Origin of the sequence: Pseudomonas auratipiscis, from assembly GCF_036324085.1 — a bacterium.
Classification (GTDB): domain Bacteria; phylum Pseudomonadota; class Gammaproteobacteria; order Pseudomonadales; family Pseudomonadaceae; genus Aquipseudomonas; species Aquipseudomonas auratipiscis.
Window position 1 is genome coordinate 71,318 of sequence record NZ_JAZDCU010000014.1, and the last position, 20,454, is coordinate 91,771.

A 20,454-nucleotide genomic window follows, 5' to 3' on the forward strand; every position below is an offset into this window, starting at 1 on the left:
GCGCTTTGCTCATTGGCTCTCGGGCTTGGGTGGCATAGCCGGGCTGTCGGGCGCCGGTGGGCTGCTCGGCTCGTCGGGCTTTTGCATCTGCAGGGATGGCTTGCTCTGGTCGGCATCCTTGGCCGGATGGTCGGGATCGCGGTCGAAACAGCCACCGAGCAGGGTCAGGCTGGCGAACAGACATAGCAATGGGGTGATACGCATGAGCTGTGCTCCTGATGATTTCGGAAATGTACGGCGCGGGACCGTACATAAGGTCGGAGTACGGCAAAAACCCGGGATTCACTCCACCGCGTAAAACCCTGACCAACGGTGGCTAAAGCTTACGGCCACTTGATCACCTGGGTCAGCACCACAGGCTGGCTCTCCTATGCTCATAGTTCACCTTCAGCGCGGTATGCATCCACCACATCAATGAGGAGCAACGAACATGGCATTCGTCACCACCCAAGATGGCGTTGAGATATTTTATAAAGACTGGGGCCCCCGCGACGCCCAGGTAATTTTCTTCCATCACGGCTGGCCCCTGAGTAGCGATGACTGGGACACCCAGATGCTGTTCTTCCTGGCACAGGGCTATCGCGTCATCGCCCACGACCGGCGCGGTCATGGGCGCTCCAGCCAGGTCTGGGACGGCCATGACATGGATCATTATGCCGACGACGTTGCTGCGGTGGTCGATCACTTGGGCGTACGCGGCGCGGCGCACGTCGGGCATTCCACCGGCGGTGGCGAAGTGGTGCACTACCTCGCCCGCCACGGCCAGGACCGCGCCAGCAAGGCGGCGATTCTCGGTGCGGTACCGCCATTGATGGTACAGACCGCGAGCAACCCGGGTGGCTTGCCCAAATCGGTGTTCGATGAACTGCAGGCACAACTTGCCGCCAACCGTGCGCAGTTTTACTACGACATTCCTGCCGGCCCTTTTTATGGCTACAACCGACCGGGCGCGGCGCCGTCGCAAGGCGTGATCTGGAACTGGTGGCGCCAGGGCATGATGGGCTGCGCCAAGGCCCACTATGACGGCATCGTGGCGTTTTCGCAGACCGACTTCAGTGAAGATCTGAGAAGTCTCAGTCTGCCGGTGCTGGTGATGCATGGCGATGACGATCAGATTGTGCCTTACGAAAACTCGGCGGTGCTGTCGGCCAAGCTGCTTGGCAACAGCACATTGAAAACTTACAAGGGCTATCCCCACGGCATGCCGACCACCCATGCCGAAACCATCAATGCTGATTTGCTCGCGTTTTTACGGAGTTGATGGTTGGAGATCGCTGGGCAATTCGGGGCACATATCTGCGACGCTTTGTCGAGGGGGGCCCGAATTGCTGTGAGCATATCCGTTTGATGTGGTGGCACCACTGGCTGGTTTCGCCCTTACGGCGACCCGCTTTTGTCGGGGCAAAAGTGGGCAAAACCCCCTGTCCCTGCATCCGGCCCTGCGCTGCGCTCCGGGTTCCCTCATTCCACCCTTGCTCCCGCGGGGACCGCGCCGAAGGGCCGTCCTGGCCCTGCGGCGCTCGCCGGCCATCCATGGCCGTCGCCCCACTACGCAAGGGTTCCATTCGGCCTGCTGAAGGGACGATTGGTGGTATCTGTACGATTTGTGTAAGGAGAAACACAGCAACAGCGACAGCAACAGCGAGGTGCTGGTGTTCAGCTTTTGATGTTGATCTGGCTCTTCGTACATCGTCAGCCCAGACACACTGGATCGTCCCTTCAGTAGGCTGAGTGTAGGCATTGCGTAGTCGGGTGCAGGCCATGGATGGCCTGCGAGCACCGTAGGGTCACAGGCCCCGCTCAGCCAGAAACTTGCCGACCACAGCCACTACCACCTCAGGCGCCTCCCGATGCGGAATATGATGGCAACCATCGAGAATCAAACATTCACTCGGCCCTTTGGACAGCGTGGCGAGATGTTCTGGGTGCTTCACAGAACCGTACTCGTCATGCTCGCCGTGAAGCACAAGGGTCGGGCAGCGTATTTCGTCGACTGCGCTCTCGATCTTCCACTCGCTGAATGCCGGTGCCAACCAGGTTTTGGTCCAGGCGCCCAACACCCAGGGCGCTTTGTCGGCGTGGTATTTTTCCAAGCGTGCCATATGCGCCGGGTTTTCGAACTGTGCTTCAGCCTCACGTATACCCTGCAGCGTACGATCTTCGACAAACGCCTGCGCCGCGATGGTAATCAGCGCCGTGCACTGTTGCGGATACATCGAGGCACAGGCTGCCGCCATGCCGCCGCCGACGCTGTGCCCAAGCGCCACAAATCGGTCGAGCTGCAACGCCGCTTTAACGCAGGCAAAGAAGCGCTCGGCCTCATCGCGGATAAACTCAAGAGGTAGCGTGCCTGGATACATATCGGACTGCCCAAAACCGAGTCGGTCATAGGCAATCACCTCACGGCCGGTTGCCTGGCTCAGCAGTTGGGGAAAGTCGCGCCACAGGGCGATGCAACCCAACGAGTCATGGAAAAGCACGACAGGTGGCTCCGGCGGGCGCTGTACTTCACCTGCTGGAAACCAGCGACAGCAGAACAGCCGCCCTTGTGGGGTATCGATCCAGAGCGATTCGGTACTGATAGACGAAGACATGCAAGACCTCGGTGGACCATTCAATTCGCAAAAAGTCAGAGTAACAGCCGTAAACAGGGTACTACGATAGCTCGCTAACGATTTCTTTCCGCCACCCTCCAGAGGAGCGCGCCATGGACAGATTTACCGGTGGTTGCCTGTGCGGCACCGTACGTATCGTTGCTTCGGGCCGCCCTAACCGGGTTGGCCTGTGTCATTGCCTGGACTGTCGCAAGCACCACGGCGCGCTGTTTTATGCGTCGGCAGTGTTTCCCCAGGACGCCGTGCACATCGAGGGTGAAACTCGCGACTACGCAGGACGCTTTTTCTGCCCCCGTTGCGGCTCCTCGGTTTTCGCCCGCAGCGCCGACGAAGTGGAAGTGCACCTGGGCGCACTGGACGCCCCGGACCAGTTCACGCCCACGTATGAAAGCTGGGTGGTACGTCGTGAATCCTGGCTGCCAGCGTTTAACCTCAGTCGTCACTACACGCACGACCGTGATCCCGCTCGGCGCCACGAATAGTGCCAGGTCCCAAGCGTGGGCCCTGTGGTACTTGCACAGGGCCCGTTACAACGGCAGCGTTCAAACACCGGCCGGGTCAACCTTGGCGGGGTCTATCTGCAGCTCGTGCAGTGCCCTGGCCACTCGTTCGCGCTCAATCACGCCGTCATCTGCCAAGGCCTTGAGCGCCGCCAGCACAATGAATTGCCGGTCGACCTCGAAATGCCGACGCAAGGCTTCGCGGGTGTCGGACTGACCGAAGCCATCGGTGCCCAACGCCACGAAGCGGCGATCTGCCAGCCAGGGACGGATCTGGTCGGCGTGGATTTTCATGTAGTCAGTTGCCACCACCACAGGGCCTGGGTGGCCGTCGAGCACCTGTCGAAGGTACGGCACCTTTGCCTCTGCGAGCGGATTGAGAAGATTCCAGCGCTCGACCGCCTGCGCCTCACGCCGCACTTCAGTGAGGCTGGTGGCGCTCCAGACTTCGCTGCTGACCGCGTAATCCCGCTCAAGTATTTCGGCGGCGGCCAGCACCTCAGGCAGGATTGCGCCACTACCCATGAGCTGGACATGGCAGTCACCGCGTACCTCACGCTCCACGGGCAAGCGATACAGGCCTTTAAGAATGCCCGCCTGCGCGCCCTCGGGAAAATCCGGGTGCGGATAGTTCTCGTTAAGCACGGTGATGTAGTAGTACACATCCTCTTGCTCGACGTACATGCGCTGCATCCCACGATGCACGATCACCGCCAATTCGTAGGCGTAGGTAGGATCATAGGAAACGCAGCACGGAACAGTCGCCGACATCACGTGGCTATGCCCATCATCGTGCTGCAGCCCCTCTCCCATCAGCGTCGTGCGACCTGAAGTAGCGCCCAGAAGAAAGCCTCGCGCCCGCGCGTCACCGGCAGCCCAGAGTAGATCGCCAACACGCTGGAAGCCGAACATCGAGTAAAAAATATAGAACGGGATAGTCATCACGCCATGATTGGCGTACGACGTGCTGGCAGCTATCCAGGACGATGTAGCCCCGGATTCGTTCAGGCCTTCCTGCATGATCTGGCCGTCGACACTCTCTTTGTAGTACGACAGCGTACCGGCGTCCTGCGGGGTATAGAGCTGGCCGACATGGGAGTGGATACCCACCTGGCGAAACAGGCCTTCCATACCGAACGTGCGGGATTCGTCTGGCACGATAGGGACAATCTGCCGGCCGATGTTGGCATCCTTGAGCAAGGTGGCGAGGATCCGCACAAACGCCATGGTCGTGGAGATCGCTCGGTCGCCGGTGCTCTTGAGCTGCGCCTCCAGTATTGACAGCGGCGGAATCGGCAACGGTTCGACCTTGGCGTGGCGGGCAGGCACATGGCCTCCCAGGCTGTCGCGGCGCAATCTCAGATAACGCGCTTCGGCGCTGTCCGGGTCGGGTCGCAGGTACGGCATGTCTGCCAATTGCTCATCGCTGAGCTCAAGGCCGAACCGGTCGCGAAACGCTTTCACCGCGTCGGCGCCTATCTTCTTGAGCTGATGATTGATGTTCTGCCCTTCGCCCGCCTCACCCAGACCGAACCCCTTGACGGTTTTGGCCAGGATAACTGTCGGCCGCCCACTGTGACGGACTGCAGCGGCGTAGGCGTTGTAGACCTTGAGCGGATCATGTCCCCCGCGCGACAGCTTCCAGATCTGCTCGTCGCTCAGGTCGCTTACCAGCTCGAGCAACTGCGGATACTTGCCGAAGAAATGCTCGCGCACATACGCGCCATTCTGCGATTTGTAATTCTGGTATTCGCCATCGACGCACTCCATCATGCGCTGGCGCAGCAAGCCACTCTTGTCCTTGTCCAGCAGCGCGTCCCAGCCTGAGCCCCAGACAACCTTGATGACATTCCAACCCGCTGCACGGTACAGGCTTTCAAATTCCTGAATGACTTTGCTGTTGCCGCGCACCGGACCATCGAGGCGCTGCAGGTTGCAGTTCACCACGAAGATAATGTTGTCGAGCTTTTCCCGCCCTGCCAAGGCTATCGCGGCCTGGGACTCAGGTTGATCCATTTCGCCGTCACCCAGAAACGCCCAGACTTTACGGCCCTGGTATTCCTTGAGATTACGGTTTTCCAGGTAGCGCATGAATCGCGCCTGGTACGCCGCGGTAATCGGGCCCAGCCCCATCGAAACGGTAGGAAACTGCCAGAAGTCGGGCATCAGCCGTGGATGTGGGTACGAGGAAACCCCATCGCGGTCAGTTTCGCGCCGAAAGTTGTCCAGTTGCTGCTCGGTCAAACGCCCTTCGGTGAATGCCCGGCCGTAGATACCGGGGGCCGAATGCCCCTGAATGTAGACCAGGTCACCTGCGAAGCTGTCGGTACGACCACGGAAAAAGTGGTCAAAACCAACGTCGTACAGCACCGCCGCCGACGCATATGAAGCGATATGGCCGCCGACACTGGAATGCTTGCCGGCACGCAATACCATCGCCAGCGCGTTCCAGCGAATGTAGGCGTTGAGCCGCTTCTCCAGGACCAGATCGCCCGGGTAAGGCACCTCCCGTTCTGGGGCGATGGTGTTCACATAAGGGGTGGTGACCCGACCGTGGAAATCACCGTGCAGCGATACGTCGAAGTCCAGCAACTGATCAATCAGAAAGTGCGCCCGGGGTCGCCCTACCTCCTCGACCACTGAGGCGATCGAGTCGATCCATTCACGGGTTTCCTGCGGGTCCGGGTCGAGAAGTGGATTGCGCTGTGCCATGGGTGAAGCTCCTTGAGATGGGATAGCCGGTCAACGCCTCGACCGGACGATCGTTGCACTTGCAATTGAATCTAGCGCCAAGCGCCTTATAATTGCAACTGCAATTACAATCCCGTTACTGGAGCACTGCATGCCCTCATCGTCGCCGGATCTCTGGTTCAATTTTGTTCGTGCGCATCGCTGCCTGATTCGTGAGATCGAACACCGGTTGGCTGAAGCCAAGCTGCCGCCCTACGCGTGGTACGACGCGCTTTGGGGCATCGAAAGCGGCCAGGATGGCACCCGCCGGATGCACGAACTGGCGCAAGTGATGGCGATCGAGCGCTACAACCTCACGCGCCTGGTGGACCGCCTGGAAAAAGAAGCGCTCGTGGTGCGTGAAAAGGCCAAGGACGATGGCCGCGGCGCAATTGCCCGCATCACCGATAGGGGACGAGACTTGCGCAAGCGCATGTGGGAGGTCTACGAGGCAGCAGTGGAGGAGCTTTTCCTGGTTGAATTTGACGACGATCAGCAACGCATTTTTGCCACGGCGCTGGCGCAGACCACCCGTAATGCCCGCTCGAATCAGCGCTAGACTTAACCCAGAGCAAGGGCGAGCGCCGATAGCCGCACTCTTCTCGGCTGATAGTGAAAATCTTTTGTACGAACCCGGGGCGAACAGCAGATGGTGTAGACAGCACCTGCACAACGGAGGCCCGGATCATGAACACTCGCCCGCGTTGCACAGCCTTTCACGAAGCAGGTCATGTGCTGGCCTTCTGGTGGAATGCGCAACGGATCAGGCGAGTGACGGTGCGAACCCGCGCAGAAGCGCTGATTGGCCCTATGGCCGATCTGCGCGGTAATCTGCTGCAGGTCAAAGGGCTGGTAGAAGCTGAATATTTTGTCGCCCTTCCCGCCTTCGAACCTTCCGGCATTGCCGAATACCTGCCCTCGATGATCGATGCCATCGAGCGCGACCTGCTGCATTGTTTTTCCGGTCCCGTGGCCGAGGCCATCTATCGTCACTGCCCGTCCACCCGGTTTCTAACCCGTAGTGGCGCTGGAGATCGCCAGCGGGCAATGGAGTTGATCAGTTTGCTGCCGGCACGCAAGGTTCTCGACGCCGAACCCAAGGCTATTGCCCGCTCGATCTGCCTGGTGCGCCGCTACTGGCCGGCGCTCAGCACGGTGGCGCAGTACCTGCATGCCCAGGGAACGGTCAATGGCGACGAGATCAGTGCCTTGTTAAGCACGCTCACCGGCGAGACGCCAACCCGCCAGGCCAACCCGTTGAGCAGCCTCGACAGTCGCCGCTGCCGCCCGGTTGATGCCTGCCTCACCGGTTGATCAACCCACCACCCGGTTGCGCCCGCTGTGTTTGGCTTGATAAAGGTGTTCATCGGCACGCTTGAGGATGGCCTCCGGCGTCGGTGTTTCTACGCTCTGCCCCGCAACACCAATGGAGATGGTCAGCGCGCCCGTTGGTACGATCTGGGTGGTTTCAATGGTCTGGCGAATCCGCTCGGCAATGGCCCTGGCGGTATGTTGCTCAGCCTCGGGCAGGATCAGCACGAACTCCTCGCCACCCGCCCGGCAAGCCAGGTCCTGCTCCCTGGAACAGCGTGCAATGATTGCCGCGACCTGCTTGAGGGCCTCATCGCCCACATCATGGCCAAAGGTATCGTTGACCCGCTTGAAGTGGTCGATATCCAGCGCCAGCACTGAATAATTTCGCTGCGCCTCGGTCAGGGTCTGCAACGCCGTATTCAGGGCGCGGCGGTTGGCCAGCCCCGTCAACGGATCGCTCTGCGCCTCCTGACTGAGGCTGCCAAGCTTCTTCTGCAACAATTGCACCCCGGTCAGCAGTGCACGACGAATAGCCGCTGCTTCTGCGTACCAGGCATTGATCGTTTTCAGTTTCTCCTCAGCCTGCGGCGCCGAAAGCAGCTCTGCGTGACCGGCCAACTGCCGCAAAGGACGGGTAATCAACGTGGTGGCGAGCAGAATCAGCAGCAGCCCCACGACACCCGCAGGAATGATTTTGAACAGAATGTCGCGCATTAACTGGCGCAGTGGCGCCAAGGCTATTTCGCGAGGTTGTTGCGCGACCACCGCCCAATTGGCATCGGCGATCTGCGCATACCCGGCGAGCATTTCAATGCCCTTGTAGTTGATGGCCTCCATCGAACCGTGCTCCCCACGCAGCGCTGCGTCGACCGTGGCACTGGTGGTCAGCACTTCACCAATTCGTTGATGGTCGGAGTGATACAACAGGCGCCGGTTTGCGTCGGCGATAAAGGCAAAGGTGCCATCCCTGTGGAAGTGGTTGCTGATCAAGGTGTGCAGGATGCCCTGCTTGCGGATGTAGATCGATGCACCGAGGGTGCCGAGAAATTCACCCGCGGGGCTGAACACCGGTTGCGAGATGAACACAATCAGGTTGCCTGCGGCGCTCTCGTAGGCATGGCTGACCAGAGGCCGACGCTCCTTCAGCGCTTGCAGGATTTCTTCCGCTTGCAGTGTGGTACCCAGCAATTGCGCATTGTCGGGATACAGTTGCAGGGCCTTGCCGTTGGCATCAACGATCAACACGGCATTGAATGCCTTGTCGTCGGACTGCAGACGAACGACCTCTTCCCTGAGCAACTCGGGGTTGTTGAAGTCACGCCCGAGCAGCTTGCTGCTGTAACTCAAGCGGTTGTGCGCAGAATCCAGAAACTGGCCAATGCTCGAGGCCACCTTGGCGGTATAGGCTTGATTGGCCTCCAGCGCAGAATGCACAAGCGCATCGCGCTGCACGCCATACGCCACCCAAGCGCTGTTGCACAGGGTGGCAATGACCGCCATGAAGACCAAAATCAAAATCAGGCTACGTAAGCCGATAGACACAGAATGCCTGTTGTTCATGAACCCTGCCGTTGTTGTTTGCTTCCTTGCAATAGAGTGCCCGAGCCTTGCGCTGTCAGCCAGAGAGTCCCGCACGATTCTTCAGCAATGCGATGACACGTTGGCCAGGTTCAAGGTAGCCATCGCTATCGAGCCGGTACTCCTGCAGATCGCTGCTCATGGTCACCGTATCATCGACATTGCCGCCCAATACACGTGCCACATCCGCGGTCACCTCAACGACAATATCGGAATGGCTGATGTACTCGGCGTGGTTTTCGGCATAGGAGTAAGTAAATGTGCCGGATGCGCGATTGCGCTGGATGATGTCGCCGATCTCCGGTTTTTGTTCGTTGATGCGATAGCCCCAGAACGGCTTATCCAACCGTTCGGTCAAGCGCGCCTTGATCGCATTATTGACAAACACCGAGTGGCCGGCAGCGAACTTGAAGTTGGCGTAGGCCGGCCCGGCCTTGCGCACCACCCAGGAGATAAACGCAGCAGACCACGGCACCTCTTCGCCGTTGGCATAACGGCTGCGACCATCGTAAGGCTCGCCGATCGCCGCCCACATCTGCCGAACGTACTTGTAGTACGGGTCGCCTCTCTCGTCGGCTTGGCCCTTGTCGAAACGTAACCACTCATCCAGCGCAGCGCGCAACAGCGCCTCGACTTCTGCTCGTAGCGGTTCGCGCAGGTATTTGCCGAACACCACGCCCTCCTCCAGGCCGACCCTGACTTTACGCCAGCCGGGCTCCACCGAGGCGCCAAGGTCAGTCACCTTCTCGCCGAGCGTCATGTCCCGCACTATCACGCCATTGGGAGACTGGCGCAGGCGCAAGCCCTCGGTGGTCACAAAGCGGTCCCCCGCCACCAGCGCTTCATCGACCTGGACATGGGGATTGCCGCCCAGGGTGGCATCGAGGTCTTCGTTCCAGAACAGTGATCCATGCCCGGTATCATCAACCACAAAGGCGCCCAGTTCCTGCTTGGCGACCCTGATGATATTACGGTCGTACCCCACTCCAGAGGGCCCATGGGTAAGGTCGGGAGGCACTTGGCGCATCGACCAGCGCGATGAATAAAAGAACTGCTCGGTACCTAGAAACAACCGCGACATCGACAGCCACGGGACACTGATCAGGCCCTCGGCGAGCAACTTGGCGAGCACCGCGCCACTGCCGTAGGCCCCCATCGAGAAGGCACCGCCTATCTCGGCTTTGACAGCCCTGAAATAGTCGAGTATCGGGCCATCGATCTGATCGGCCTCATAATCGGCATCAACAGCGAAAAGAATGGTGCTGCCCTTGCCCTTGGGCTGACCTACCCGCTTGGCGAAATCCATGGCGCTCTTGGCATTAGCCACGCCCTGTGCACTGGAAAAGTGCTCGATTTTGCGGCTGCTGTCCTGGAACACCGGCAAAATAGCGAACCCCTCTTTGGAGAGGTACTTCGCTTCGGCGGCAGTGATGGTTTTCGCCCGCTCCGAGCTTGCGTAATAGCGGATCAGGGTATCGACGCCCTTGCTGCGCAAAAACGTCAGGAACGTCTTGGCTGCGGTGGTATTGAGTCGGGTGCTGACATCCACCGCCGACCAACCTTGGGCGTTCGTGAAATCGTCTTTGTATGGCATACAAGCACCCCTTTTGCTTGCGCAGGAACAGGCCTCCTCGTGGGTACCGCGCCGCAAGGCCCGGCAACCGTACGAAAACGATAGCTAACAGTGGGGTCAGGTCAAGGTGCGTAGCCGGGCTTCCCTGCCCGAGCGGCAGAAGGTCAAAAACCCAGGGTTGCCGACAATAGGTAAGTCCTTGGCGTAGACAGGGTCAGCCCCGCCTCGCTGTCATCGGAAGCGCCAGCAGACGCCCAGTAGCGCTCATCCAGCAGGTTCTCGACGGTGGCGCGCAGGGTGACGTCCTTGCCATCGACCCTGAAGGCATAGCGGGCGCCGGCATCGTAGCGTTCCCAACCGTCGATCTGCTTGCTGTTGGCCTGATCGAGGTATTGCGAGCTGGAGTGGATGCCACGGGCGGTCAACGTCAACCCAGACACCGCCGGCACGTCCCACTCGGCCCCGAGGTTGACGTTGTACTCGGGCGTTGCCGGGGCGCGGTTGCCATCGAAGGTGCCACCTGCGGTGCCGGTCAATTCGCTGTCGATGTACATCACCCCGCCGAGCAGGCGAAAGCCTTTGAGGGGCTCGCCGAACACGCTCAACTCAACACCCTTGTTCTCGCGCTTGCCATTGGCGCCGAACATCCGGGTGTCGGCATTGGTCTCGTAGGCCGGCTGTCTGATTCGAAAGGCGCTGGCCGTCAGTGCAAACGCGCCGAGGTCGTACTTGGCGCCGACTTCAACCTGACGACTGATGAAGGGTGGAAATATCTGGTCTTCGTTGAGTGAGGTCGACGGCGCGATTTTGCCTTGACTCATGCCTTCCATGTAGTTGGCATACAGCGACAACTCATCGGTGGCCTTGAACAGAATCCCGGCCGAGGGCGAGAGCTTTTCTTCGTCATAGGCGGTGGTGCCTTTGATGCCGTTGCTCCAGTCATCCACCTGGACCCGCTGCCAACGGGCGCCCAGGGTCAACAGCAAGCGATCTTCAAAAAAGCCCAGGGTGTCAGCCAGCGCCACACCGGTAAAACGGTTCTCGGTGTAGACCTTGGCATCCTGGCGCGTCGGCGTACCCGGTTCAGGGGTTGGCACCGGATCGTAGATATTGCTGGAGCCGGAGGCATAACGCGCACCGCCGTTTTCAAAGTCCATGTAGAAGTAGCTGGCGGCCAGGTTTACCTCATGGCTTACCGGACCGGTATTGAACCAGTTGCGCAATCCAGCGGTGCCAGTCTTGACGCTCTCGTCGCGGGTGAAGTCGCGAGGCTGCACGGTGAAGTCACCGGCATCGTTGGAGACCGGTACGTTGTGGCGGAGGAAATCATGATCGCTTTTACGTGCGCCAAGCGCGGCGTAGGCCAGCAGCGAGTCGCTGATATCGTATTCACCATTGAGGGTGGCGAAGGTATCGTTGGTGCGCGCCTTGCTCCAGGCCTGGGCGTAGTTGCGACGCACATCATCGGCGTCAGGCACCTTGGCCTTGGCGCCGACCAGCACGCGTTCCTGGGGGGCGTCGGTGTCACGCTCGGTGTGACCGAAGTCTGTCGACAGACGCAAGCGCTCACCGCGAAAGTCCAGGCCCAGCACGGCCATTTCGCGCTTGACGCGCTGATGATCCCATTCGGTGTCGCCCGACTGTTTCACGCCGTTAAAGCGCAAACCAAACTGTTTCTGGTCACCGAAGCGCCGGCCGATATCCACCGCCCCGCCAACCTGGCTGTCCGAGGCAGAATTACCGGTGAACTCAGTGATCGGCGTGTCGGTAGCGCGCTTGGCCACGACGTTGATACCACCGCCGACACTGCCTCGCGGCGAGATCCCGTTGATAAGCTGACTTGGCCCTTTGATGATGTCTACCCGGTCGGCCATTTCCATGTCGATCGAATAGGTCGGCAGCACACCATACAAGCCGTTGTAGGAAACATCACTGTTGAACAGGCTGAAGCCGCGAATGGTGAACTGCTCAAAGCGCCCGCCGGCCGGATTGGTAGCGCGGACCGAGGGGTCGCTGGCAATCAGATCGCCCAACGTGCGAGCTTGTTGGTTCTGCACCGCCTCGCTGGTGTAGGTAGTCATGCTGAAGGGCGTTTCCATGAAGTCCCGCGAGCCCAACAAGCCTTGCGAGCCCCGGCGCGTGACCTGGCCACCGGCATAGCGTTCGCCATCCAGGTCGGCACCTGCGTGGCTGCCAAGAATGCTCGTCGGTGCGATTTCCAGCGCCTCGGAACCTTGGGGTTCGGGCGCCAGGGTATAGGCACCGGCACTCACCGGCAGCAGTTGCAGGCCGCTGCCCTGCAGCAAGCGGGCAAACCCTTGATCGACACTGTAGGTACCGCTCAAGCCGGCACTGCGGCGACCACTCACCAGGGCTGGGTCTACCGAAACGCTCACACCAGCTTGCGTGGCAAAGCGCACCAGCGCCGAGCCTAGCTCACCAGCGGGCACCCGGTAGGCGCGTTGTTCTCCCTCGGCCATGGCCAGTTGCGGTGCCAGCGCGCCAAAACCAAGCATCAGGCTCAAACACAGGGTGGAACAAGAAAACGAAGGCGCCAGAGGGAGGCATCGGCGTGTCGGTACGGGCATTGTTGCGCTCTCTAATCGGTTCACTTGCCTTTGATGACAAGCGAGTGCCGAAAAAGGGACAGGCGTAGCGCAATTTTTTTCAGCCCGGTACGCCTACATCCACGCCAACGCTTTGCGCGGCAACATCTACCCACTGCGCATTCACCAATGCGGCCAACCGCTCAGGCTCGATGCGCACCGCAGCGTTCGGTGCACCACCGGCTGGGTAGACCATGGAAAAATCCTTGAGCGACACATCGCAATACACCTGTAGCGGGCGGCACAAGCCGAACGGACAGGCAACGCCAACAGAATGACCGGTCCGCCACTGGAACATGAGCCCATTGCCGTTGGCAAGTGCGCTGCCGAGCGATCAGTGCACGGCGCGGGTCACCAGGTAACTGAGCAGTTCGGGTTCGTCATCCAGTTCGATTGTCCGCACCGGCCGTGGCAGGTTATCCAGAACCGCGCGCCAGAAGGCCTGGGCGGCTTCATCCTGGTCATAGAAACGCACCAGCCAGTCACACTCCCCGCTCATCAGCACCTGGCTGGCAATCGCGCGGCCGATGCCCTTGCGCCGGTAGCGTTTGAGGATGAACAGATCGGCCAGTTCCAGGGCATTGAGCGCGGCAAATTCGCTGCGTTCTACCAACAGAAAGCCGGCGATGAAGCCATCGACCAGGATCAGGTTGGCACTCCACTGCGGGTCTTGCCAGTAGCGTGCAAGGTGCTCCTCGTGAATATAGAAACGGCCGTCCACCTCCACGTCCTCCTGTTCCCAATCCGAGGACTCGTAGGCATAGAACTGGTACAAGTTGCGGATCAGCTCGGCTTGTTCCGGGCCGGTTTGCAGCAGCTCGACGGTAAAGGGATTCGAAGGCATGGGTATCTCGGTCAGTAAACAAATAGCGCATTTTCAGCGGGCGCTATTGTTTACAAAACCGCTGGGCAATACCAGCACCCGTAGGCGCGAGCATGCCCCGCGAAGGTCAATAGCTATCTATATCCGCGCCAACGCCTGAGCCAGGTCTGCGCGCAGGTCTTCAACATCCTCCACCCCCACCGACAGACGAATCAGCGCATCACCAATACCGATCTGCGCCCGGGTCTGCGCCGGGATGCTGGCATGGGTCATGATCGCCGGGTGTTCGATCAGGCTTTCCACCCCGCCGAGGCTTTCCGCCAAGGCGAAAATATTCACACTTTCAAGAAAGCGCCTGGCCCCGGCCAGATCACTGTTGAGGTCCAATGAGATCATCCCGCCAAAGCCATGCATCTGCCGCCGCGCCAGACCATGCTGGGGGTGCGAGACCAACCCTGGATAATAAACCCGCGCCACCTGTGGCTGGCGCTCCAGCCAGTGCGCCAGCTCCAAGGCATTGCTGCAGTGGCGCTCCATGCGCAAGGCCAGGGTCTTCACCCCGCGCAAGGTGAGAAAGGCATCGAACGGCCCGGCAATGGCGCCCACCGCGTTCTGCAAAAAGCCCAGGCGTTCGGCCAGCTCTGAGTTCCCCGCCACGGCGATCCCGCCGATCACGTCAGAGTGGCCGTTGAGGTATTTGGTAGTCGAGTGCACGACAATGTCGAAGCCCAGTTCCAGGGGTCGCTGGACCCAAGGGCTGGCAAAGGTGTTATCGGCGACACAGAGAATCCCGCGCTGGCGGCAGATGTCGGCCACGGCCACCAGATCGGTGAGGCCAAGCAGAGGATTGCTCGGCGTCTCGACCCAGACCATTTGCGTGTCTTCTTCCAGGGCCGCCTCGAAAGCCTCCAGGTCGGTCAGATCGACAAAACTGAAACGGTGCCCGGCGCTGCGCCGACGCACCCGCTCGAACAGGCGAAAGGTACCGCCATAAAGGTCATTGCCGGAGACCACGTGAGCCCCGGCATCGAGCAGTTCCAACACATTGGCGATGGTTGCCAGCCCAGAGGCAAATGCGAAGGCCTGGGTGCCGCCCTCAAGGTCCGCCACGCAGCGTTCCAGCGCCCAGCGCGTGGGGTTGTGCGAACGCCCGTAGTCCAGGCCTTTATGCACCCCGGGGCTCTGCTGGGCATAGGTGGAGTTGGCGTAGATCGGCGGCATCAAGGCGCCGGTGGAGGGGTCTGGAGATTGCCCGGCATGGATCACGCGGGTAGCGAAGCCGAGTGAAGCGTTGCTTTCATCGTGGTGACTCATGGCAAGGACCTGCGCAAGTGGTTGAGCATGTCGACACGGGTAATCAGGCCATGAAAGCCCGAAGCATCGGCGATAATCGCCACCAGCCCACGGTCGAGTTCCGCTTGCAGTGTAGCCAGACTGGCACTGGGCGGCAGGGTTTGCAGTGTGTCGGTCATGGCGCTGGCCACTGGCAGGCTGAAGTGCGTAGGGTCGGCATGCATACCCAGCAAGATATCCGACTCGTCGATCACCCCGACCAGGCGCTGGCCATTTTCAAGCACCGGTAGCTGCGAGACATCGGCCAGACGCATGCGCTGGAAAGCGGTCAGCAAGGTATCGCCGGGACCGACGCTGATGACCCGACCATCCTCGAAGCGCCGGGCGATGAGGTCACGCAAGTCGCCGTAATGCTTGAACTGCAGCAGGCCCTGGTCCGTCATCCACTGGTCGTTGTAGACCTTGGACAAATAACGGGTACCGGTGTCGCAGACAAAACTCACCACCCGCTTGGCTTCGGTCTGTTCACGGCAGTAACGTAACGCGGCGGCAAGCAATGTTCCGGTCGAGGAACCACCGAGGATGCCTTCGGCGCGCAGCAACTGACGGGCATGTTCGAAGCTTTCTTCATCGCTGATCGAATAGGCCTGGCGCACGCTGGAGAGGTCGGCTATCGACGGCACGAAGTCTTCACCTATGCCCTCCACTGCCCATGCTCCGGGAGTGCCGAGCTTACCGCTACGGCTGTACTCGGCCATCACCGAGCCCACTGGATCGGCCAGCACCATGCTCAAGTCCGGCTGCACCCGGCGAAAGAAGCGGGTCAAGCCTGTGAGGGTACCGGCCGAACCGACGCCGACCACAATGGCATCGAGGTCATGGTGCATCTGCGCCCAGATCTCCGGGGCGGTGCTGCACTCATGGGCCAACGGGTTGGCCGGGTTGTTGAATTGATCGGCGAAGAACGCATCGGGAATCTCCGTGGTCAGGCGCGCGGCAACATCCTGGTAGTACTCTGGGTGACCCTTGCCGACATCGGAACGGGTAATATGCACCTCGGCGCCCATGGCCTTGAGGTGCAGAACCTTCTCGGTAGACATCTTGTCGGGTACCACCAGCACTACCCGATAACCCTTGGCCCGGCCGACCAGGGCCAGGCCAAGGCCGGTGTTGCCAGCAGTCGCTTCGACAATGGTGCCACCGGGACGCAATCGGCCATCGCGCTCGGCCGCATCGATCATGGCCAAGCCGATGCGGTCCTTGATCGATCCGCCCGGGTTCTGTGATTCGAGCTTGAGGAACAAGGTACACGGACCGGTATCGAATCGACTGACCCGTACCATCGGTGTATTACCGATCAGTTCGAGTACCGCCGGACGGGAGTCATTGGCCATGGGTCACCTCACAGCTGGAATGGGCAGCGGCTGAACCGTAACCTGTGCAGGCCGGCTCACTCGCCCTTTCAATACCTCGTTTCGACCATAGGCGCGCTTGCTGCCCGCCGCAACCGCCCCCAGCCAATCGGTAGGCGCAATTCTCTAACACAAGCACGCAGAGCAAATGTCGGCCAATAAATAAGGCAAACTGCTGGCCCCTTGCTGCTGCGTTCATTGGCAAACTTGCTTTCCTTTCAATAGCTTAGGTTGCCACTATGCGGGCTTATGGATTAACCCTTGCAGCGCTTTTCCTTGCCACGTTCTCCCTGGGTGCCCAGGCCAAGGCGCTGGCCAAGAATGATCGTTATGTGTGTAGTTGGGGATCGGATATAGCCGCGGGCGCGCAGCAATCGAAGCTATCAGGCGTAACCTTGTACTCGGCGCGCAAGCGGCTTCAGGTGCGCAAATTTCCCAAGCCGTGGATGCGCATGACCGCCATGGGTATCACCGAACAGACCTACAACAGCCAGTCACGGCTCAAGCCCGCCGCCATCAAGCAGACCTACTATGAACAGTGTGTTCACCACGCGGTGGCACAGCGCTGAACGCTGGGCGCAGGTAGGGTGCCGGGCCCATCGGTTTTGGCCCATCGGCGCATCAATAGCGCTTCAGGGCACCCCGAAAATTGATCGTGCCGCTGCGCTGCGTGTGTTCAAATCATCGCCGGGCGTGAGCGGCAGCATCGATGCAGTGACCAATGCGTGAGCCTGCCCTCCTTCAACGGCAGGCAGGCTTGGCTTGCGCCAGGCACGTCAGTTAGCCAGCAAACAACTCGGCCATGCGCTTGAGCTTTTTCTTGTACTGCTGACGGGCTGCCAAGGCATCGTCCAGTGAAACTTCACGAAAGCGCGCCTTCTGATTGGGTTGCATCTGCCCGACCAGGTCCAGGTCCGCGCTGATCACCGTGCCGATCATGGCGTAACCGCCACCAGACACCGCGTCACGGTGCAGGATGATCGGTTCGAGCCCCGCCGGCACCTGGATCGAGCCGATGGGGTAACAGCTGTCGACGATGTTGGAAGGGTCCGACCCTGCCCCGAAAGGTTGTTCGCGGGCCTGAAAACTCAGGGCGCTGCCACCCTTGAAGCGATAGCCGATACGGTCAGCTTCCGAGCCAACCGTCCACGGCTCGGCGAAGAAGCTCGCCGCGGCAGCAGGTTGCAGGCGGTCGTAGTACAGCCCCGGCACCACCCGCAGTTCAACCTCACCGCCCAATGACTGGCGCAAGGCCATAGGCAGGCTGGCGCCAACCTTGCCCTTGCCGCTTGGAGCGCCTACCGGCAGTTCGTCTCCCGCTACCAGGCGTCGGCCGTTGAAACCACCCACGCCGCCGAGGGTATAGGTGGAACGGCTGCCCAGCACTACAGGTACATCGATACCGCCTGCCACCGCCAGATACAATCGCGCACCGACCTTGGGGTAGCTCAAGCGCAACACTTGACCGGCACGCACCTCAAAGGCGGTGTCCGGTGGCACCTGTACCTCGTCCAAAAGCGCAGCCATGTACGCGCCACTGAAAGCCACCAGAGCATCTTCGCTAAATTGCAGTTCCGGGCCGAGCAACGTGCACTCCAGCGCCGCGGCGCCAGGTTCGTTGCCTACCAGCAGGTTGGCAGCCTGCAGGGCATATTGATCGAGCGCACCGGAAGGCGGAATGCCCAGGTGGTAGAAGCCTTCACGGCCAAGATCCTGGACAGAGGTGGCCAGGCCAGGTTTGAGTACCTTGATCATGCCAGCACCTCCTGCAACGACTTGGGATAGTTGACCGGGTCAGCGAGAAACGCATCCAGGGAAAACTCGACCGGCCGGATCCGTAGATCGAAAGTACCTGCGTCCACCTCCGCCACGGCCTGGTCATAGGCCTGGCGATCAATCGGTTTGAACTGGACGATGTCACCCGGACGGAAGAACACCATGTGCTCCTTGAGATATTCCAGGGTTTGCTGCGGGTCATAGATCGGCGCCGGGGTGACACCAAACATCTGGTACCCACCGGCACCGCGTACCGAATAGATACAACCGAAGCAACCGCCATGCCCCAGGGTCAGCTTTGGCGTGTCGGTGCGTGGGCGCAGGTATTTGGGCACCTGGAGTTGACGCTCGCGTTCGACCATCTGGAACATGAACGGCAGGCCTGCAACGAAACCCACCATCGACACGAACCACGGCGCGCCACTGTGCGCGGCGACAAAGGCATCAACATCGGCCAGGCCGTTGATGCGAGCGGCGTACTCAAGATCGGTGGCGCTCGGGTCCTGGTGGCGATCGCGAAAACGCATCAGGGTTTCATGGGTCCAGGGGTCGTTGTACAGCACCGGAATCTCGATAATCCGGGTTTGCAGGGTACGCTCGGCAACCGCCTTGACCTCAACGGTTTTAACCACGTCCAACAGTGTCTGTGGGTCGATCAGGTCCGGGTCGAAGCGGATCTGGAAAGACGCGTTGGCCAGGCAAATATCCAGCACACCCTCAAGGTCGAGTTTCTCCAGCGCACGGGTAATGGCCATGCCGACAAAGAATGCTTCCAGCGACATGCTTTCGCTGACCTCGGCGAACAGATGTTCGTCGGCACCAAAACTGTAGCGAATCGGACGGTTCATGACGCATCTCCACAGCGATGCCGGGCCGGATCGGCCAGCCAGGTTTCCAGGGTGCCGGTATTGAATTGGGCGGTGATCAGCCAGGGCTGCTCCAGCAGTTGCCTATGCAGTGCCAGGGTGTTGGCCATGCCGGTCAACGTGGTTTGCGCCAAGGCCGTGCGTGCCCGCTGCAGCGCCTGGGTACGATCATTGCCATGGACAATGATTTTCGCCAGTAGCGAATCGTAGTACGCCGGCACTTTGTAGCCGCTGAACAGGTGACTGTCGACGCGAACGCCCTCCCCTTGGGGCCAGTGCAACGTCTCTACCTGACCAGGGCTGGGGAAGAAATCGCGCGTGGGGTCTTCGGCATTGACACGCATTTCTATGGCCGCGCCACGCAGAACAATATCGCTTTGCTGCAGGCCCAATGGTTCACCCGAGGCAATGCGCAACATGGCCTGAACCAGATCGATGCCAGTGATCATTTCGCTGATCGGATGCTCGACCTGAATGCGGGTGTTCATCTCAATGAAGAAGAACTCGCCGCTGACATCGTCATACAGGTATTCAAGGGTACCCGCCCCTCGATAGTTCAGGGCCTGGGCCAGTTTTACCGCGCTGGCGCACAGAGCCTCGCGCTGCACGGTGCTGAGGACGGGCGACGGCGCTTCTTCGAAGATTTTCTGTCGGCGCCGCTGCAATGAACACTCACGCTCGAACAGGTGCACGGCGTGTTTGCCATCGCCCAACACTTGCACTTCTATATGCCGGGCCTGGCGAATGAATCGCTCCAGGTAAACACCGCCATTGCCGAATGCAGCCTGCGCTTCACCTCGTGCCTTGGCAAACTCGTGCTCGAACTCGGCCAGGTCGCGGGCCAGGCGAATACCGCGTCCGCCACCACCGGCACTGGCCTTGATCAACAGCGGGAAGCCAACCTGAGCGGCAGCCTCTCGTGCGCTTGGCAGATCATGCAGCTCGCCTTCTGATCCGGGCACTACCGGTACCCCAGCCAGCATTGCCGTTCGGCGCGCAACCGCCTTGTCGCCCATCTGGCGAATCGTTTGCGCATCGGGGCCGACGAATATTGCACCACACGCTTGCACAGCTTGGGCAAAGTCGGCGTTCTCCGACAGGAAGCCATAGCCTGGGTGTACGGCATTCGCGCCGCTGGCCTTGAGGGCCGAGAGCACCGCCTCGGTGTTCAAGTAGCTACGGTCAGCGCGTGCCGGGCCCAGTACCTGAACCTCATCGGCCAGTTGCGCTGCCATCGAGTCGACATCGGCTTCGCTGCAGGCTGCCACGGTCGGTATTCCCAGCGCCTTTGCGGCGCGGATGATACGCACGGCGATCTCGCCACGGTTGGCCACCAGCAGTTTGGTAATTGCCTGAGTCATAAGGCCC

18 protein-coding genes are annotated in these 20,454 nt (G+C 60.4%); 5 read left to right on the forward strand and 13 right to left on the reverse strand.

Annotated features, from left to right (window positions below):
• Nucleotides 1–9: 9 nt before the first annotated feature.
• Nucleotides 10–204, reverse strand: coding sequence for a hypothetical protein (locus V0R60_RS18945; RefSeq protein WP_136476761.1), 195 nt, complete (start codon nucleotides 202–204; stop codon nucleotides 10–12).
• Nucleotides 205–430: 226 nt separating this feature from the next.
• On the opposite strand from V0R60_RS18945, the gene V0R60_RS18950 reads away from it, so the two are divergent.
• Nucleotides 431–1,261 carry an alpha/beta fold hydrolase gene (locus V0R60_RS18950; protein WP_330079993.1) on the forward strand — a complete coding sequence of 277 codons (831 nt, stop codon included), beginning with the start codon at nucleotides 431–433 and terminating at the stop codon, nucleotides 1,259–1,261.
• A 526-nt stretch (nucleotides 1,262–1,787) separates the two neighbouring features.
• Here the strand turns inward: V0R60_RS18950 and V0R60_RS18955 are convergent.
• Nucleotides 1,788–2,594, reverse strand: a complete 807-nt coding sequence (locus tag V0R60_RS18955) for an alpha/beta fold hydrolase (RefSeq protein WP_330079992.1) — start codon at nucleotides 2,592–2,594, stop codon at nucleotides 1,788–1,790.
• Nucleotides 2,595–2,707: 113 nt separating this feature from the next.
• Between V0R60_RS18955 and V0R60_RS18960 the strand changes: the two genes are divergently transcribed.
• Nucleotides 2,708–3,097 (forward strand): GFA family protein, encoded by a 390-nt coding sequence (locus V0R60_RS18960; protein ID WP_136476764.1) that lies wholly within the window; start codon nucleotides 2,708–2,710, stop codon nucleotides 3,095–3,097.
• 60 nt (nucleotides 3,098–3,157) lie between these two features.
• Here the strand turns inward: V0R60_RS18960 and aceE are convergent, their stop codons facing one another.
• On the reverse strand, nucleotides 3,158–5,827 hold the full coding sequence (aceE, locus tag V0R60_RS18965; protein WP_330079991.1) for a pyruvate dehydrogenase (acetyl-transferring), homodimeric type: 2,670 nt from the start codon (nucleotides 5,825–5,827) through the stop codon (nucleotides 3,158–3,160).
• A 130-nt stretch (nucleotides 5,828–5,957) separates the two neighbouring features.
• Here aceE and V0R60_RS18970 point away from each other — a divergent pair, with 130 nt between their 5' ends.
• Nucleotides 5,958–6,404 carry a MarR family winged helix-turn-helix transcriptional regulator gene (locus V0R60_RS18970; RefSeq protein WP_136476766.1) on the forward strand — a complete coding sequence of 149 codons (447 nt, stop codon included), beginning with the start codon at nucleotides 5,958–5,960 and terminating at the stop codon, nucleotides 6,402–6,404.
• Nucleotides 6,405–6,532: 128 nt separating this feature from the next.
• Nucleotides 6,533–7,159 carry a hypothetical protein gene (locus tag V0R60_RS18975; protein ID WP_203479973.1) on the forward strand — a complete coding sequence of 209 codons (627 nt, stop codon included), beginning with the start codon at nucleotides 6,533–6,535 and terminating at the stop codon, nucleotides 7,157–7,159.
• On the opposite strand, the gene V0R60_RS18980 is transcribed toward V0R60_RS18975, so the two are convergent.
• The 7 genes from V0R60_RS18980 to V0R60_RS19010 form a co-directional block, all read right to left on the reverse strand.
• On the reverse strand, nucleotides 7,160–8,719 hold the full coding sequence (locus tag V0R60_RS18980) for a GGDEF domain-containing protein (protein ID WP_330079990.1): 1,560 nt from the start codon (nucleotides 8,717–8,719) through the stop codon (nucleotides 7,160–7,162).
• Between the two features lie 55 nt (nucleotides 8,720–8,774).
• Entirely contained in the window at nucleotides 8,775–10,331 is a 1,557-nt protein-coding gene (locus tag V0R60_RS18985) for a DUF2272 domain-containing protein (protein WP_330079989.1), read from the reverse strand.
• A gap of 143 nt (nucleotides 10,332–10,474) precedes the next feature.
• A complete protein-coding gene (locus tag V0R60_RS18990) occupies nucleotides 10,475–12,790 on the reverse strand; it encodes a TonB-dependent siderophore receptor (protein WP_375547281.1) in 2,316 nt (771 codons plus the stop codon).
• A gap of 187 nt (nucleotides 12,791–12,977) precedes the next feature.
• Nucleotides 12,978–13,145, reverse strand: coding sequence for a YbaK/EbsC family protein (locus tag V0R60_RS18995; RefSeq protein ID WP_371922322.1), 168 nt, complete (start codon nucleotides 13,143–13,145; stop codon nucleotides 12,978–12,980).
• Nucleotides 13,146–13,250: 105 nt separating this feature from the next.
• Nucleotides 13,251–13,760, reverse strand: a complete 510-nt coding sequence (locus tag V0R60_RS19000; RefSeq protein ID WP_136476772.1) for a GNAT family N-acetyltransferase — start codon at nucleotides 13,758–13,760, stop codon at nucleotides 13,251–13,253.
• Between the two features lie 117 nt (nucleotides 13,761–13,877).
• Nucleotides 13,878–15,053 (reverse strand): trans-sulfuration enzyme family protein, encoded by a 1,176-nt coding sequence (locus V0R60_RS19005; protein ID WP_330079987.1) that lies wholly within the window; start codon nucleotides 15,051–15,053, stop codon nucleotides 13,878–13,880.
• Nucleotides 15,050–16,426, reverse strand: coding sequence for a pyridoxal-phosphate dependent enzyme (locus V0R60_RS19010; RefSeq protein WP_330079986.1), 1,377 nt, complete (start codon nucleotides 16,424–16,426; stop codon nucleotides 15,050–15,052). The genes V0R60_RS19005 and V0R60_RS19010 overlap by 4 nt, the downstream gene beginning before the upstream one ends.
• 257 nt (nucleotides 16,427–16,683) lie before the next feature.
• Here V0R60_RS19010 and V0R60_RS19015 point away from each other — a divergent pair, with 257 nt between their 5' ends.
• On the forward strand, nucleotides 16,684–17,013 hold the full coding sequence (locus V0R60_RS19015) for a hypothetical protein (protein ID WP_136476775.1): 330 nt from the start codon (nucleotides 16,684–16,686) through the stop codon (nucleotides 17,011–17,013).
• A 211-nt stretch (nucleotides 17,014–17,224) separates the two neighbouring features.
• Here V0R60_RS19015 and V0R60_RS19020 read toward each other — a convergent pair whose 3' ends face one another.
• From V0R60_RS19020 to V0R60_RS19030, 3 genes are read right to left on the reverse strand one after another with little or no spacing between them, the layout of a single operon-like run.
• Entirely contained in the window at nucleotides 17,225–18,199 is a 975-nt protein-coding gene (locus V0R60_RS19020) for a 5-oxoprolinase subunit C family protein (RefSeq protein ID WP_330079985.1), read from the reverse strand.
• A complete protein-coding gene (locus V0R60_RS19025) occupies nucleotides 18,196–19,068 on the reverse strand; it encodes a 5-oxoprolinase subunit B family protein (RefSeq protein WP_136476777.1) in 873 nt (290 codons plus the stop codon). The genes V0R60_RS19020 and V0R60_RS19025 overlap by 4 nt, the downstream gene beginning before the upstream one ends.
• On the reverse strand, nucleotides 19,065–20,447 hold the full coding sequence (locus V0R60_RS19030) for an acetyl-CoA carboxylase biotin carboxylase subunit (protein WP_330079984.1): 1,383 nt from the start codon (nucleotides 20,445–20,447) through the stop codon (nucleotides 19,065–19,067). The genes V0R60_RS19025 and V0R60_RS19030 overlap by 4 nt, the downstream gene beginning before the upstream one ends.
• Nucleotides 20,448–20,454 lie beyond the last annotated feature (7 nt).